The sequence below is a fragment of the Arthrobacter cavernae genome, from assembly GCF_017368795.1.
In the GTDB taxonomy this organism is placed as follows: domain Bacteria; phylum Actinomycetota; class Actinomycetes; order Actinomycetales; family Micrococcaceae; genus Arthrobacter; species Arthrobacter cavernae.
Window position 1 is genome coordinate 175307 of sequence record NZ_JAFNLL010000007.1, and the last position, 14445, is coordinate 189751.

Here is a 14445-nt window from a genome sequence, read left to right on the forward strand (position 1 = left end):
GGTTATGGGCCGTAAAGTAGCGGATATGACCCGTCAGTTGGAGAACACCGCGGACGCTTCGCCGATCGGCGCCGGCAGGCTGGCCGGCATCGACCGCCGAAGTGCCATCGATGCCGTCCGACTGCGGATCGGCATGGCGATTTCGTTGGGGTTGCTGAAACCCGGCGAGCGCTTGCCCGACCAGGAGGACGTGGCCCTGGGCCTGTCCGTCAGCCCGATCACCGCCCGCCGCGCGCTGGCGAGCCTGGCGGAACAGGGCGTGGTGGTCCGCCGCCGCGGCCGGGGCGGCGGAACGTTCGTGGCCGATGAGCCCCCGCGGAGCGTGCTGGCCGAGCTCTCGGCATCGCCGGCGGAATCCCGGGCAGTGAACCGGCTGGTGGACCGGAGGCTGCTCTTCGAATGCGCCGTGACGCACTACGCGGCGATCAACGCCACGGCTGAACAGCTGGATGAGCTCGACCGGCTGACCCGTGACATGGCCGAATCCACGGACTGGTCCGACTACCACCAGGCCGACGAGCAGTTCCACCAGCTGGTGGGCACGGCGTCGGGGCTGGGTACCGCGGTGGAGGCGTACCACGAGACGCTGGCAGAGCTCTACGCCTACTTCATCCCCTACCCGATCGAGCTGCTGCACAAATCAAACTGCGACCACGTCGCGCTCGTGGCAGCCCTGCGCGCCGGCGACGGCGTCGAAGCAGTGGAGATCTCCCGCAAGCACGTGGACATCCTTCATCGGACCATGTTCATGGGCCTGACGGAGGGCGGAGCCGCCTAGCGGGAGTTCCGGGCTATCGCAGGGGCAGTGGTCCAGCGGTCGGCTGCCTCGGGGCTGTCATACGGATCTTAAGATTACGCCGCCCGTGCCGGCCGACTCCGGGTTTGCTGTTGTTTACATATGTTTTACTCGTGTGATCTTGCGGGCCCTTACGGTCCCGGGCGAGACTCTTACCACTTGATGAATTGATCAATTGCGATCGTACGACCAAACCAGCGGGAACGGAACGCAGTGATGCGTTCCCTCCGGCTCCGTGGCAAGGACGCCGGCGGAGAGGAACCCGCAGACCGGGAGGATTGTCATGGCAGGCATGTTTGAACTTTTCGTTGACGCGGAGGCGTATTTCAGGTTCCGTCTGACGGCCCCGGATGGAACCGTGATGGCCGTTTCGAAGGCATTTGACGACAAGCCGGCAGCTGTCGCCGGCATTACGGCCGTGCGTGAGTACGCCGGCATGGGACTGATCACCGACCTGTGCCCGGCGGCCACGCGGTCAAAGCCTCCGGCTGCGGCGGCGCATCCGCATTCCGTCCCCCCGACCCGTCAAGACCAGCGCATCCCGGCCGGCGATCTTCACGCCCGGGCCAGGGCAGTCCGCCGGGCGGCCCACGGCGCAGGGTGGGCCGGCGCAGCCTGAGCCTTCTGGCAAGTATGCCGGTGCGGCTGGAGCAACCACGTGGCTTCAGCCGTGAATCGGTCGCGGCCGAGCTGCGGGTGTCGCCGGCCACGGTAAACAAGTGGCGGCGGGGCTTCGTGGCCTCGCTGCTGGACGGACTGGCCGACGAGGAGCGGCCGGGCCGTCCGCCCTCGATTCTGCTGGACAGGGCCGAGGAGGTGATCACGGCGACGCTGGAGGAAAACCCGGCGGATGCCACGCACTGGTCGCGGGCCTCGATGGCCGCGAAGTCGGGGCTGTCGAAGTCGACGATCGGGCGGATCTGGCGCAGCTCCGGGCTCAAGCCGCACGTGGAGGACTACTTGAAGCTCTCCACCGCCCCGCAGTTTGTGGACAAGAGGAAATCCTCGACTCCATCGCAAAATATGCCTCACGAATTTCCGGCGCAGGACACTAGCCAAGCCTGCGGATGGCTGGCTAGTCTGGACGGAGCCGCCGGCGCGGCGCCTTGGCACCAGCCAGGCGCACGGCCGGCCTTTGACGCAGGGAGGTGGACCTGATGACTGCAATGCACCTGCGCGCCCCGCACACACATGCGCGGCGCCCTCATCACACCACCCTTCCTGCCCAGGCACCCGCCCGCTGAAACCTGACGTTCACAGGCAAGAGTTTCACCCCACGTGCCCCGGGCCTCTCCAGAGGTATCGACGTGAAAATCATCCCCGGGCCATCGGCCCTGTCTTCAACCATCTCTCCAAACGGCAACACTTCAACTGATTCCCTTGGCGGTCCGACTTCCCTGGACGGCCCGGCCGCCTACGGATTCACGGACGCCACGGCTGCCTACTTCCGTGCCAACCCGGCGCCGGGTCCGCAGCCGCCAGGCGGTGTTTCGCCCGGACGCGTGGTCCGCCTGGACCGGAACCGTGTGCTCGTCGCCTCGGCGTCGGGCCTGCTCCACCTGCCCTATCCGGCGGACGGCGAGGTGGCGGCCACAGGTGACTGGGTGTGGCTCGGCCACGACCGGGTGGGCGAACCGGCCATCACCGCGGTCCTGCCGCGCCAATCGGCCCTGAGCCGCAAACGCGCCTTCGAGCACTCCTCCGAGGAACAGGTGCTGGGCGCCAACATCGACATCGTGGGCGTGGTGGTCCCCGTGGACCGTCCCCTCACGCACAACCGCCTGGAACGGACCCTCGTTGCCGCCTGGGATTCCGGCGCCACACCCCTGGTGGTCATCACCAAGGCCGACCTCGCCGGAATAGCGGACGACGTCGTCGGGGAAGTCATGCTGCAATCCGCCGGAGTGGAGGTGGTCACCACCTCGGCGGAACAAGGGGACGGACTGGACGAGCTGCTGCGGCACGTTCCCCGCGGCGGAACCCTGGTGCTGCTCGGGCCCTCGGGGGCCGGCAAGTCCACCCTGATCAACGCCCTCGCAGGCCGTGAAATCCAGGAAACCGGCGCCGTGCGCGCAGGCGACGGCAAAGGCCGCCACACCACCACCTCACGGGAGCTCGTGCCCTTGCCGGGCGGGGTAGTGCTGATGGACACCCCCGGGGTGCGCGGCTTCGGGCTGTTCGACGCCGAAAGCGGCATGGACGAAATGTTCAACGACCTGGAGGAGCTCTTCGCCCGGTGCCGCTTCGCGGACTGCGGCCACGGGCAGGAACCGGGCTGTGCGGTGCAGGCCGCGCTCGCCGAGGACGTGCTGGATGTCCGGCGTTGGAACAGCTACCTGAAACTGCAGCGCGAACTTGCCGCCCTCAACCGGCGCCACGACGCGGCTGCCCGGCGCGCTTACCAGCGGGAATGGCACCAGAAGGTGGCGGTGGCCGGCCAAGGACAGCGGGCCGCAGAGCGCTACCGCCATGATCAGGCGGAGGAACGTTCCGAGAGAAGCAGCAAGCGCCGGAAACGCTGAACATTGCCGTTTCATTGCGGTATCCGTGGCTTCACTGACATCGTTCGTGGGGCTGGCTACGCTGGGTGAAGGTCAGCTTTACAGCCGAAAATCAGAGTGCCTATGATCATTTGGCTCTACCGTTTGATGTTGCCGCCAACAGATAGGTAAGCCCGGGAATGGCTGAAGCCATGATTGTGTTCGAGAACGTGACCAAGCGGTACCAGGGCGGCCAGCCTGCTGTGGATGCGCTCAGCATGTCCATCGACAAGGGCGCCATCACGGTATTCGTGGGCCCTTCAGGCTGCGGCAAGACCACCTCGCTGCGCATGATCAACCGCATGGTGGAGCCCAGTTCAGGCACCATCACCGTCGCCGGCCGGAACGTGTCCCAGGAACCCGCGGCCCGGCTGCGCCGCTCCATGGGCTACGTCATGCAGTCGTCGGGCCTCATGCCGCACCGCTCGGTGCTGGACAACATCGCCACGGTGCCCCGGCTCAACGGCGTCCCCAAGGCAGCGGCGCGCAAGCGCGCGGCGGAACTGCTCGACGTCGTCGGGCTGGCCCCCGTGCTCGGCAAGCGGTACCCGTCCCAACTGTCCGGCGGCCAACAGCAAAGGGTGGGGGTGGCGCGCGCCCTGGCGGCCGATCCCCCCGTGCTGCTCATGGACGAACCGTTCAGCGCCGTGGATCCCGTGGTGCGCGACGAACTCCAGCAGGAGCTGCTTCGGCTGCAACGGGAACTGGCCAAGACCATTGTGTTTGTCACCCATGACATCGATGAAGCCACGGTCCTGGGGGACAAAGTGGCGGTCTTCGCGGTGGGGGGCAAGCTGGCGCAGTACGCCGCCCCCGAGGAGATCCTGCGCGCACCGGCCAACGACTTCGTGGCCTCGTTCGTGGGGCGGGACCGCGGCTTCCGGCACCTCGCGTTCAACGCGGCCGACGCCGTGCGCCTGCATCCGGTGAAGATGGTCCAGTCAGCCGAGCGGACCGTTGCGGACGGCGGCCCGGGGGAGTGGGCGCTCGTGGTGGATGCGGACGGCCGTCCCCTCGGCTGGTCCTCGCCCCGTGACGGCACCGGCTTGGTCCCCGGAGGTTCCCTGTTCCACCGCGGCGACACCCTGCGGCGTGCCCTCGACGCCGCCCTGTCCTCGCCGTCCGGGCTGGGCGTGGCCGTGGACGACGACGGCAGGGTGGCCGGCGTGCTGAAGGCCGCTGAAGTCCTTGCCCTCATCGAGGAAACCCGGCAAAACAGGGAGGAGCGCCCCTGATGGGCTGGTTCCTGGCGAACAGCGGGCACGTCTTCGATCTCGCGGGCCAGCACCTGGTGCTGGCCATTTTGCCGATGGTCTTCGGGCTGCTGATCTCCATTCCGCTGGCGCAGTTCGCGCGGCAAAACAGCACCTTGCGCTCGGTGGTGGTGACGGCCACGTCACTGCTCTACACGATTCCCTCGCTGGCGCTATTCATCATCCTGCCCTCCATCCTGGCCACCCGGATCCTTGACCCCCTGAATGTGGTGGTTGCCCTGACCATCTATGCGGTGGCGTTGCTGGTGCGGGCCGCCCTGGATGCCTTCGATTCCGTGGATGATGACCTCCGCCAGGCAGCCGTAGCCATGGGCTACAAGCCTGCTGCGCGTTTTGTCCAGATTGATCTGCCGCTGTCATTGCCGGTGCTGTTCGCAGGCTTGCGAGTGGTGTCGGTCAGCAATATCTCGCTCGTCAGCGTCGCCGCCCTGCTGGGCATCGGCAACCTCGGAATGCTGTTCACGTCCGGACTCCAGAGAGACTTTGTCACCGAGGTGGTGGTGGGGATCATCGCCATTCTGGTCCTTGCCGTGGTCATGGACGCGGTCCTGGTGTTGCTCGAACGTCTCCTGACCCCCTGGTCGCGGGCTTCCACGAAACCGGCAGGGGGTGCTTCCGCATGAGCAACATTTTCACGGACACCTTCGCCTGGCTGGCCGACCCCCAACAATGGTCCGGCAGCAGCGGCATCGCGGTGCGGCTGGCTGAGCACCTGCAGTACACGGCTCTCGTCATGCTGATTGCGAGCGCCATTGCCGTGCCCATCGGCCTCTACGTCGGCCACACGGGCCGCGGGCGGGTGGCCGTCGTGGCCGTTGCAGGGGCCCTCCGCGCCTTGCCCACCCTCGGCCTGCTCACGCTGTTTGTACTGCTTGCAGGGATCGGACTCATGCCGCCAGTCTGGGCCCTGGTGATTCTCACGGTACCGCCACTGCTGGCCGGCACCTACGCCGGGGTCTCCAGCGTGGACCGGAACGTGGTTGATGCCGCGCGGGCCATGGGCATGACCGAGCTCCAGGTGCTGTTCCGGGCCGAGGTCCCCAACGGGCTGCAGGTCATGTCCGGCGGGTTCAGGACCGGCATTCTCCAGGTCATCGCCACCGTCTCCGTGGTGGCCTACATCAATCTGGGCGGACTGGGCCGGTACCTCTTCGACGGCCTGGTGCTCTCGGACTTTCCCCAGATGCTGGGCGGTTCGCTGCTCATCGCAGGGCTGGCGATCGCCGTCGACCTCATCCTTGCCCTTTTCCAGAGGCTGTTCCTCTCGCCGGGAGCCTCTGCCAAGCCGGACCGCAGCCAGCCGGCTGCGGTTGATCTCACAGACCCCGTGACTGCGGAGGCTGTTGTTCAAGGAGGTACGTCATGAAGGAAAACCACCACAGAATCCTGGGCAGGCGCGCATTCGGCGGCATCGCCGCCGGCGTCGGCCTGGCCATCGCACTGACCGCTTGCGGCGGAGCATCGGATCCGCTGGGAACCGCCCCCGCCACGGGCGGTACGGCCACAGGATCAGCACTGGTGATTGGTTCTGCCGACTTTCCCGAAAGCCAGATCCTCGCCGAGGTCTACGCCGGAGCCCTGAACTCCGCCGGCGTCACGGCCAGCACCAAACCGAACATCGGTTCCCGCGAGGTCTACTTCAAGGCTGTCCAGGACGGCTCCGTGGACATCATCCCCGATTACAGCGGCAACCTCCTTCTTCACGTGAACAAGGACGCCGCGGAGGTCTCGGCCGAGGACATTTTCAAGGCGCTCCCAGGCAAGCTTCCGGAAGGCCTCGCCGTGCTGGAGCCTTCCAAGGCCGAGAACAAAGACGCCATGGTGGTCACCAAGGCCACCGCGGAGAAGTACCAGCTGAAGTCCATCGAGGATCTGGCCAAGGTGTGCAGTGAGCTTGTGGTCGGCGCCCCGGCGACGTTCGCCGAGCGTGCCTACGGACTGCCGGGTCTGAAGAAGAACTACAACTGCGTCCCCAAGAAGCTGGAACCGTTTAGCGACGGCGGCGGCCCCCTCACGGTCAAGGCGCTGCTGACGGATCAGGTCCAGGTTGCGGACATCTACACCACCACTCCGGCGATTGCGGACAACGACCTCGTGGTCCTGCCGGACCCGAAGAACAACTTCATCGCCCAGCAGGTCCTCCCGCTGTACAGCAAGGCCAAGATGACGGACAAGGCCCGTGATGCGCTCAATAACGTGTCCAGGATCCTCACCACCGAGGACCTCATCAACCTCAACCGTGCCGTCAGCGGCGACCAGAAGCAGAACCCCAAGGACGCAGCAGCCGCGTGGCTGAAGGACAAAGGGATCGTGAAGTAGCACTTCACGGAAGCAACCCCCGACGGCGGTGACGGGCCCAGGCGGGCCCCTCACCGCCGTCGTCGCGCTTGTGAGTGATGTCTCAACTGAAGTACATCCTCCATGTGGCATATTTGATGAATGGCGAATTTCAAGCAGTCCACCAAGCTTCATAATGTCCTTTACGACATCCGTGGACCGATCCTTCAGGCCGCCCAGCAGATGGAGGCAGAGGGGCACCGCATCCTCAAACTGAACATCGGCAACCCTGCCCCCTTCGGCTTTGAAGCGCCGGACGCCATCCTGGTGGACATGATCCGCCACCTGCCCCACGCCCAGGGCTACAGCGACTCGCGCGGCATCTTCTCGGCGCGCACCGCCGTCTCGCAGTACTACCAGACCCGCGGCATCCAGAACATCCACGTGGACGACATCTACCTCGGCAACGGTGTCAGCGAGCTCATCACGATGTCGCTCATGGCGCTGCTCGATGACGGGGACGAGGTCCTGATCCCCACTCCGGACTACCCCTTGTGGACCGCCTCCGTGGCGTTGGCCGGCGGCAAGCCGGTGCACTACCTGTGCGACGAAGAATCCGGCTGGCAGCCTGACCTTGAGGACATGGAAGCCAGGATCACTCCCCGCACCAAGGGCATCGTGGTCATCAACCCGAACAACCCCACGGGAGCGGTCTACCCGGAGGAGACGCTCAGGAAGATCGTGGCCCTCGCCGAGAAGCACGGATTGGTGCTCTTTGCTGACGAGATCTACGAGAAGATCCTGTACGAAGATGCCGTCCACGTGAACCTTGCCGGCCTCACCGGCGACGACGTCCTCTGCCTGACCTTCAGCGGCCTGTCCAAGGCGTACCGGGTGTGCGGCTACCGCGCCGGGTGGATGGCCATCTCCGGGCCCAAGAAGGACGCAGCCGACTATCTCGAGGGCATCAACCTGCTGGCCAACATGCGCCTCTGCGCCAACGTGCCCGCGCAGCATGCCATCCAGACGGCGCTCGGCGGCTACCAGAGCATCAACGATCTCATCCTGCCGGGCGGCCGGCTGCTCGAACAGCGCAACAAGGCCTACGATCTCCTCAACGCCATTCCAGGTGTCAGCACGCAGCAGGCCAGAGGCGCCCTGTACCTGTTCCCGAAGCTGGACCCCGAGGTCTACCACATCCGCGACGACGAGAAGTTTGTCCTGGACCTGCTCAAGGAACAGAAGATCCTGGTCTCACACGGCCGGGCCTTCAACTGGGTGCGGCCCGACCACTTCCGCATGGTCACGCTCCCCAACGTCAAGGACATTGAAGAGGCCATCGGCCGCATGGCGGACTTCCTGTCGCGGTACCCGGGCAATTAGCCTGTAGTGCAATGCCGTGCCGCCCAGGCCACGGCAACGCGCGGAAGGCAGCCCATGGCCGGAGTAGTGGAGTTCAAGCAGCACCCCTCGGAGGCGCTCAAGGCAGGCGCTGGCTTTGATCTGGCCGGCGTCGACCCCGATTCGACCCCCGGCTACACCGGCAAGAAAGCCGACGGCCAGGCCCTGCTCGATGCCCAGGACACCCGGCTTGCGGAACTGCAGGAAAAGCTCTTCGCCCATGGGAAATTCGGCGGCACCAAGCGGGTCCTGCTCATCCTGCAGGCCACGGACACCGCCGGAAAGGGCGGGATCGTCAGCCATGTGGTGGGCGCCATGGACCCGCAGGGGGTGCAGCTCACAGCGTTCAAGGCCCCCACGGATGAGGAAAAGGCGCACGACTTCCTGTGGCGCATCGAGAAGGAATTGCCCCGGGCCGGCATGGTGGGCGTCTTTGACCGCTCGCACTATGAGGACGTGCTGATCCACCGGGTCCATGCCTGGGCGGACGCGGAGGAACTGGAGCGGCGCTACGCCGCCATCAACGACTTCGAAGCCAGGCTGGCCGAACAAGGGACCTCGGTGGTCAAGGTCATGCTGCACATCAGCCGCGATGAGCAGAAGGCCCGGCTCCTGGACCGCCTCGATGATCCCGGCAAACACTGGAAGTACAGCACGGGTGACCTGGCCGAACGCGCCCAGTGGGAGGCCTACCAGGAGGCCTACGCCGTGGCGTTTGAAAAGACGTCAACGGCCTCGGCGCCCTGGCACGTGGTGCCTGCGAACAAGAAATGGTACGCCCGCATTGCGGTCCAGCAGTTGCTGCTGGAGGCGCTGGAAGGGCTGGACCTCCAATGGCCCAAGGTGGAGTTCGACGTCGCGGCCGAGCGGGCCCTGGTCCTGAAGAGCTGAGCTTGTCCTGAAGAGCTGAGCTCGTCCTGAAGGGCTGAGTTAGCCGGCCGCGGAGTCTGTTCCGGTTCCGGTTCCGGAACCGGATTCCGCGCCGCTGGCGCCGGAACTGGTCGTGTCCCGGGCCGAGGCAAGCCTCCGCCGGGCGCCCTCAAGCCACTCTTCACAGCGCTTGGCCAGGGCCTCGCCACGCTCCCACAGGGCAAGGGACTCCTCCAGGCTGGCCCCGCCGGCCTCCAGGCGGCCCACTACGGCCACCAGCTGCTCGCGGGCTTCTTCGTAGCTCAGCCCGTCCAGTGTTTCGGAGGTTTCGTTGCTTGCGGTCATGGTGTGTTCCTTACGTCGTTCACATTCGATGCTGGCTGGGACGAGACCGCGGTGAACCTGCCCTCGGCCACACGGATGGCCAGTGCCGTTCCGGCGGGGGCCTGCTCCGGGCTGCTGACCACGGTGTGCGCGGCGCCGTCTGCGCCCACCAGCTGGACCACCGAGTAGCCGCGGTCGAGCGTGTTCTGCGGAGACAGTGCCCGGACCTGTGCGCGGAGATGCTGCACCTGGTCCAGTGCACGGACGACGGCGGTGCTGACCGAGGCGTGGGCCCGTTGCCGCAGCCGGTGGACGTCCTCGGCGCGAGCCGCGACCATGCTCTCCGGTGCGGCCAGGACGGGGCGGGAGCGCAGCGAATGCAGCCGCTCGGCCTCGCGTTCCACCATCCGGCCGACGCTGCGCCGCAGGTACTCCCGGGCCTGGCCGACCATGGCGAGTTCTTCGGCGACCTCCGGAACAATCCGTTTGGCGGCATCAGTCGGAGTGGAAGCGCGAAGGTCCGCGACGTCGTCGAGGATGGGCCGGTCTGCCTCGTGGCCGATGGCGCTGACCACGGGGGTGGAGGCCGCGGACACGGCGCGGACCAGCTCTTCGTTGCTGAACGGCAGTAGGTCTTCCAGGGCACCGCCGCCGCGGGCGATGACAATGACGTCAATGTGCGGATCGGCATCGAGATCCTGCAAGGCGCCGATGACCTGGGCAACGGCCGTGTTGCCCTGGACGGCCACCTCACGGACATCGAACTCGACGGCGGGCCAGCGGAGGGCGGCGTTGCGCAGGACGTCCTTCTTGGCATCGGAGTCGCGGCCGGTGATGAGACCGATCCGGTGGGGGAGTAGCGGCAGTCGTTTCTTCCGGGATTCGGCGAACAGTCCCTCCGCCGCGAGTGCCTGGCGGAGCCGTTCGATCCGGGCCAGCAGGTCACCGAGGCCGACGGGGCGGATGTCCTTGACGGACATGTTGAGCCGCCCGGTCTTGAGCCAGAATTCGGGTTTCACCAGGGCAACAACCCGGGAACCGCGTTCCAGGGGCGTCGACTGGCGGTCCAGCACATTGGACCAGACAGATGCGGGCAGGGAGATCTCGGCGTCCACATCGCGCAGGGTCAGGAACGCGTTGCTGCCGCGCCTGTTCAGCTCGATGACCTGGCCTTCGATCCAGGCCGCGGGGGCACGCTCCACATGGGCCTTGAGCTTGCTGGAGAGCAGCTGCAGGGGCCAAGGGTTCTCCGGGCTGGTTTCCGCGGCTGTGCCGGGCAGCGTCGATTCGGGCAGGGCGTCAGCGCTCATCGCGGCGGGTCCTGTCTGCCTGTTGCTGCTGCATTTCTCTTGTCCTCGCTGCCACGGCACCGGAACCCGGCACCCAGCCTGCACTGTCAACCCCGATGGGGGCGCATCCGGCCGGCCTTCCAACTCTATCCATAGCTTTAGCACCCAGCTCCGACATTTTCCCATCCCCGCGGCCCGCCATAGGATGGCAATTACGCCCTCCCGATCCTGAGGACCCCCTTGCGCACGTTTGTATCTGCCGCGGCAGTGATCCTGTCCCTGCTGCTCGCCGCCGTGGCTGTGCCCACGGCCTGGGTTGACTCCAATATCGTCCGCGAGGACGGTTTCGTCCGCCTGACCGCGGCGCTGGGCAAGGACCAGGCCTTCCAGCACAGCCTGGCCATGGCCGCGGTGGGAAGCCTGGAATCCGCCATCGAGCTCCCGGCGGCTGCGGAGCAGCTGGCCGCAGGCATTCTCGAGGACGCGGCCACCAGCATGCAGTCCTGGCCGGAGTTCCCGGGAGCCTGGGACGAGACCATCCGGAAAAGCCACCGGCTGAACTTCACCGATCCTTCCAGCGTCACGGAAGAGACGCCGGCCCCCACGTCCCTGATCCTCGACGTCGGTCCTCTTGTCGGGCTCGTGGCGGCGCGGCTCACCGCAGCCACCGGACTGCCCGTTGACGTGCCGGACGCCGCTTTGATCAATATCGGCGCACCCTCACAGCGCCAGTTGGTGGAACGCGCGGCCGCTTTCGCGCCGCTCTGGTGGGTGCCGGCGCTGGGCGCGCTCGTGTCGCTGTGCCTCGCCTTCGTTGCTGCCCGACGGCGGTCGCGCCTGGCCGTCTTCGCCGGTCTGGGGTTCGCTGTGGTTGCCGCTGTCTGGACGGCCTCTGCAGGGATTGCCGGCGGGGTAGTGGGCAGCATGGCCAGCGGAAACCCTGTCGCCGAGGTGTTCAAGCGGGAGTTCGTGGCCGCGTGCCAGGCCGGCTTTGGGCAATGGGTTGTCCTGGCCCTGGCCGGAGCCGGTGGGCTCGTCGCCCTGGGTGCTGTGGCGTGGGCCGTATCGTCCGGCCGCCGCAGGACCGCGTGACAGGGGGACAGGCCCGCGTGACCGTGGCGCGAAACGCTGACGGTAGCATTGAGGGATGAGCAGCTCAGCAGTTTCCATCCCGATGCCCACCGTCCCCCGCAGGCGGCGATCGCCGGAAGAGGTGCTGGCTGCGGCCCCGGTCAGCGGCCCCAAAAAGGTCCTGCTGGCGGCCCCGCGCGGCTACTGCGCCGGCGTGGACCGGGCGGTCATCGCCGTCGAGAAGGCACTGGAACACTACGGTCCGCCCGTCTATGTCCGCAAGCAGATCGTGCACAACGTGCACGTCGTCAGCTCCCTTGAGGAACAGGGCGCCATCTTCGTGGACGAGACCGACGAGGTGCCCCAGGGCGCCCTCGTGATCTTCTCTGCCCACGGCGTGTCTCCCGCCGTCGTCCAGTCTGCCGAGGACCGTGGGCTGCGCACCATCGACGCCACGTGCCCGTTGGTCACCAAGGTCCACCGCGAAGCAGTCCGCTTCGCCAAGGAAGACTATGACATCCTGCTGATCGGCCACGAGGGGCACGAGGAAGTCGAAGGAACCGCAGGCGAGGCTCCGGACCACATCCAGATCATCAACGGACCGCATGAGGTGGACAAGGTCACGGTGCGTGACCCGGAGAAGACCATCTGGCTTTCGCAGACGACCCTGAGCGTGGACGAGACCATGGAGACGGTCCGCCTGCTCAAGGACCGGTTCCCCACCCTGCAGGATCCGCCCAGCGACGACATCTGCTATGCCACCACCAACCGCCAGGTGGCCATCAAGAAGATCGCACCGCAGGCCGATCTGGTGATCGTGGTCGGCTCGGCCAATTCCTCCAACTCCGTCCGACTCGTGGAAGTCGCCCTGGAATACGGGGCCAAGGCCTCCTACCGGGTCGACTTCGCCAACGAGGTGGACGAACGCTGGTTCGAAGGCGTGGCCAGCGTGGGAGTCACCTCCGGCGCCTCCGTTCCCGAGGTCTTGGTCCAGGATGTGCTGCGCCTGCTGGCCGACTACGGTTATGGCTCTGTGGAGGAAGTTGTGACGGCGGAGGAAGACCTGCTCTTCTCCCTCCCCAAGGAACTGCGCGCCACGCTGAAGGCAGCCGGCGACGTTACACGTGCCCTCGGCGGGCGCGGGGGCCGCGAAAACTGCTAGGGCTGGCCGCTCCTGCCGGGGCGGCCGGGAGCCGGTACGGACCGCGACGTGCTGAGCGCCGTGGCCGCTCCAACGGGTAGAATCAATCCTCGTGGCTCTTACTATTGGCATCGTCGGACTGCCCAACGTCGGCAAATCAACTCTTTTCAACGCACTGACCCGCAACCAGGTGCTCGCTGCGAACTACCCGTTCGCAACGATCGAACCCAATGTCGGCGTCGTGAACCTGCCGGACCCTCGGCTCCAGAAGCTGGCGGCGATCTACGGCTCCCAGCGCCTGCTGCCGGCTCCGGTATCCTTCGTGGACATCGCCGGGATCGTCAAGGGCGCGTCGGAGGGCGAAGGCCTGGGCAACAAGTTCCTCGCCAACATCCGCGAGGCCGAGGCCATCGCCCAGGTGGTCCGCGTGTTCGATGACCCCGATGTTGTGCACGTGGACGGGAAGGTGGATCCCCGCTCGGACATGGAGACCATCAACACCGAGCTGATCCTGGCCGACCTTCAGACCATCGAAAATGCCATTCCCCGGATCGAAAAAGAAGTCAAGATCAAGAAGCGGGAAGCCGCCGAGCTGGCTGCCATCAAGGCCGCCCAGGCTGTGCTGGAACGTGGCGACACCATTTTCTCCTCGATCAAGAGCGACAAGCTGGAGATGGAGCACCTCAAGGAGCTCAGCCTCCTGACCGCCAAGCCCTTCATCTACGTCTTCAACGCGGACGAAGGCATTCTGGGCAGCCCGGAGAAGCAGGACGAACTGCGGGCCCTGGTTGCCCCGGCGGACGCCATCTTCCTCGACGCCAAGCTCGAGTCCGACCTCGTTGAGCTGGATGAGGAAGAGGCCCGCGAGATGCTGGAGATGAACGGCCAGAGCGAGTCCGGCCTGGACCAGCTGGCCCGCGTCGGCTTCCACACCCTTGGCCTGCAGACCTACCTCACGGCCGGCCCCAAGGAAGCGCGTGCATGGACCATCCGCCAGGGCGACACTGCCCCGCAGGCCGCCGGCGTCATCCACAGCGACTTCCAGCGCGGCTTCATCAAGGCCGAGGTGGTCTCCTTCGACGACCTCATCGAAGCCGGATCCATGTCCGAAGCCAAGTCGCGGGGCAAGGTCCGCATTGAAGGCAAGGAATACGTCATGGTCGACGGCGACGTGGTCGAGTTCCGCTTCAACGTGTAGTTGCTTCACGCCGACGTCACTTCAGGCAACGGTCCAAAAAGCCCCGGTTCCTCTGGAGCCGGGGCTTTTTTCATGCCCTGACCCTGCCTGTCCAGCTGTCAGACAGGCGTATGCTACCACTGAGTAACATGTGACTTGAAATTCCGGAGACTTTACGCAATCTGTCAGGTTGCGGAACGGTTACAGTTTGGCAATTGTGTTCCACGTTCCGAACTCAATGTGGTTAGGCTTACACCCACATGTAGGCAACGTCACAGTAGGAAT

15 protein-coding genes are annotated in these 14445 nt (G+C 66.1%); 13 read left to right on the forward strand and 2 right to left on the reverse strand.

Going from position 1 to position 14445, the window contains the following annotated elements; genetic code table 11:
• Positions 1 to 25 precede the first annotated feature (25 nt).
• The 10 genes from J1902_RS04885 to J1902_RS04930 all read left to right on the forward strand — a co-directional run bounded on the left by J1902_RS04885 (position 26) and on the right by J1902_RS04930 (position 9179).
• Positions 26 to 778: a FadR/GntR family transcriptional regulator gene (locus tag J1902_RS04885; RefSeq protein WP_207615116.1), complete on the forward strand. Its 753-nt coding sequence runs from the start codon at positions 26 to 28 to the stop codon at positions 776 to 778.
• 301 nt (positions 779 to 1079) lie between these two features.
• Complete coding sequence (locus J1902_RS04890) at positions 1080 to 1415, forward strand: YegP family protein (protein ID WP_207615117.1); 336 nt, start codon at positions 1080 to 1082, stop codon at positions 1413 to 1415.
• A 14-nt stretch (positions 1416 to 1429) separates the two neighbouring features.
• Positions 1430 to 1954, forward strand: a complete 525-nt coding sequence (locus J1902_RS04895) for a helix-turn-helix domain-containing protein (protein ID WP_207615118.1) — start codon at positions 1430 to 1432, stop codon at positions 1952 to 1954.
• A 188-nt stretch (positions 1955 to 2142) separates the two neighbouring features.
• Complete coding sequence (gene rsgA, locus J1902_RS04900; RefSeq protein WP_307794375.1) at positions 2143 to 3318, forward strand: ribosome small subunit-dependent GTPase A; 1176 nt, start codon at positions 2143 to 2145, stop codon at positions 3316 to 3318.
• Between the two features lie 158 nt (positions 3319 to 3476).
• Complete coding sequence (locus J1902_RS04905) at positions 3477 to 4571, forward strand: ABC transporter ATP-binding protein (RefSeq protein ID WP_278253592.1); 1095 nt, start codon at positions 3477 to 3479, stop codon at positions 4569 to 4571.
• On the forward strand, positions 4571 to 5233 hold the full coding sequence (locus J1902_RS04910; protein WP_207615120.1) for an ABC transporter permease: 663 nt from the start codon (positions 4571 to 4573) through the stop codon (positions 5231 to 5233). The genes J1902_RS04905 and J1902_RS04910 overlap by 1 nt, the downstream gene beginning before the upstream one ends.
• Positions 5230 to 5976 carry an ABC transporter permease gene (locus J1902_RS04915; RefSeq protein WP_207615121.1) on the forward strand — a complete coding sequence of 249 codons (747 nt, stop codon included), beginning with the start codon at positions 5230 to 5232 and terminating at the stop codon, positions 5974 to 5976. Before J1902_RS04910 ends, J1902_RS04915 begins: the two co-directional genes overlap by 4 nt.
• Positions 5973 to 6929, forward strand: a complete 957-nt coding sequence (locus J1902_RS04920; protein WP_207615122.1) for an ABC transporter substrate-binding protein — start codon at positions 5973 to 5975, stop codon at positions 6927 to 6929. The genes J1902_RS04915 and J1902_RS04920 overlap by 4 nt, the downstream gene beginning before the upstream one ends.
• Positions 6930 to 7049: 120 nt before the next feature.
• Positions 7050 to 8270, forward strand: a complete 1221-nt coding sequence (locus tag J1902_RS04925) for a pyridoxal phosphate-dependent aminotransferase (protein WP_207615123.1) — start codon at positions 7050 to 7052, stop codon at positions 8268 to 8270.
• A 54-nt stretch (positions 8271 to 8324) separates the two neighbouring features.
• The gene (locus J1902_RS04930) at positions 8325 to 9179 is read left to right on the forward strand and encodes a polyphosphate kinase 2 family protein (protein ID WP_207615124.1); all 855 of its coding nucleotides are present in this window, start codon (positions 8325 to 8327) and stop codon (positions 9177 to 9179) included.
• Between the two features lie 39 nt (positions 9180 to 9218).
• Here J1902_RS04930 and J1902_RS04935 read toward each other — a convergent pair whose 3' ends face one another.
• Both J1902_RS04935 and xseA read right to left on the reverse strand, forming a co-directional pair.
• The gene (locus tag J1902_RS04935; protein ID WP_207615125.1) at positions 9219 to 9503 is read right to left on the reverse strand and encodes an exodeoxyribonuclease VII small subunit; all 285 of its coding nucleotides are present in this window, start codon (positions 9501 to 9503) and stop codon (positions 9219 to 9221) included.
• Positions 9500 to 10792, reverse strand: a complete 1293-nt coding sequence (gene xseA, locus J1902_RS04940; protein WP_207615126.1) for an exodeoxyribonuclease VII large subunit — start codon at positions 10790 to 10792, stop codon at positions 9500 to 9502. The genes J1902_RS04935 and xseA overlap by 4 nt, the downstream gene beginning before the upstream one ends.
• A gap of 219 nt (positions 10793 to 11011) precedes the next feature.
• Here xseA and J1902_RS04945 point away from each other — a divergent pair, with 219 nt between their 5' ends.
• From J1902_RS04945 to ychF, 3 genes are all read left to right on the forward strand, one after another.
• Positions 11012 to 11863 (forward strand): hypothetical protein, encoded by an 852-nt coding sequence (locus tag J1902_RS04945; RefSeq protein WP_207615127.1) that lies wholly within the window; start codon positions 11012 to 11014, stop codon positions 11861 to 11863.
• Positions 11864 to 11918: 55 nt separating this feature from the next.
• Positions 11919 to 13004, forward strand: a complete 1086-nt coding sequence (locus tag J1902_RS04950) for a 4-hydroxy-3-methylbut-2-enyl diphosphate reductase (protein ID WP_207615128.1) — start codon at positions 11919 to 11921, stop codon at positions 13002 to 13004.
• A gap of 91 nt (positions 13005 to 13095) precedes the next feature.
• Positions 13096 to 14181, forward strand: a complete 1086-nt coding sequence (gene ychF / locus J1902_RS04955; protein WP_207615129.1) for a redox-regulated ATPase YchF — start codon at positions 13096 to 13098, stop codon at positions 14179 to 14181.
• Positions 14182 to 14445 lie beyond the last annotated feature (264 nt).

Excerpts from the sequence above, each read along its gene's own strand:
- J1902_RS04885 (WP_207615116.1), top strand. The coding sequence starts at position 26 with ATGACCCGTCAGTTGGAGAACACCGCGGACGCTTCGCCGATCGGCGCC.
- J1902_RS04890 (WP_207615117.1), top strand. The coding sequence starts at position 1,080 with ATGGCAGGCATGTTTGAACTTTTCGTTGACGCGGAGGCGTATTTCAGG.
- J1902_RS04895 (WP_207615118.1), top strand. The coding sequence starts at position 1,430 with ATGCCGGTGCGGCTGGAGCAACCACGTGGCTTCAGCCGTGAATCGGTC.
- J1902_RS04905 (WP_278253592.1), top strand. The coding sequence starts at position 3,477 with ATGGCTGAAGCCATGATTGTGTTCGAGAACGTGACCAAGCGGTACCAG.
- J1902_RS04910 (WP_207615120.1), top strand. The coding sequence starts at position 4,571 with ATGGGCTGGTTCCTGGCGAACAGCGGGCACGTCTTCGATCTCGCGGGC.
- J1902_RS04915 (WP_207615121.1), top strand. The coding sequence starts at position 5,230 with ATGAGCAACATTTTCACGGACACCTTCGCCTGGCTGGCCGACCCCCAA.
- J1902_RS04920 (WP_207615122.1), top strand. The coding sequence starts at position 5,973 with ATGAAGGAAAACCACCACAGAATCCTGGGCAGGCGCGCATTCGGCGGC.
- J1902_RS04925 (WP_207615123.1), top strand. The coding sequence starts at position 7,050 with ATGGCGAATTTCAAGCAGTCCACCAAGCTTCATAATGTCCTTTACGAC.
- J1902_RS04930 (WP_207615124.1), top strand. The coding sequence starts at position 8,325 with ATGGCCGGAGTAGTGGAGTTCAAGCAGCACCCCTCGGAGGCGCTCAAG.
- J1902_RS04935 (WP_207615125.1), bottom strand. The coding sequence starts at position 9,503 with ATGACCGCAAGCAACGAAACCTCCGAAACACTGGACGGGCTGAGCTAC.
- xseA (WP_207615126.1), bottom strand. The coding sequence starts at position 10,792 with ATGAGCGCTGACGCCCTGCCCGAATCGACGCTGCCCGGCACAGCCGCG.
- J1902_RS04950 (WP_207615128.1), top strand. The coding sequence starts at position 11,919 with ATGAGCAGCTCAGCAGTTTCCATCCCGATGCCCACCGTCCCCCGCAGG.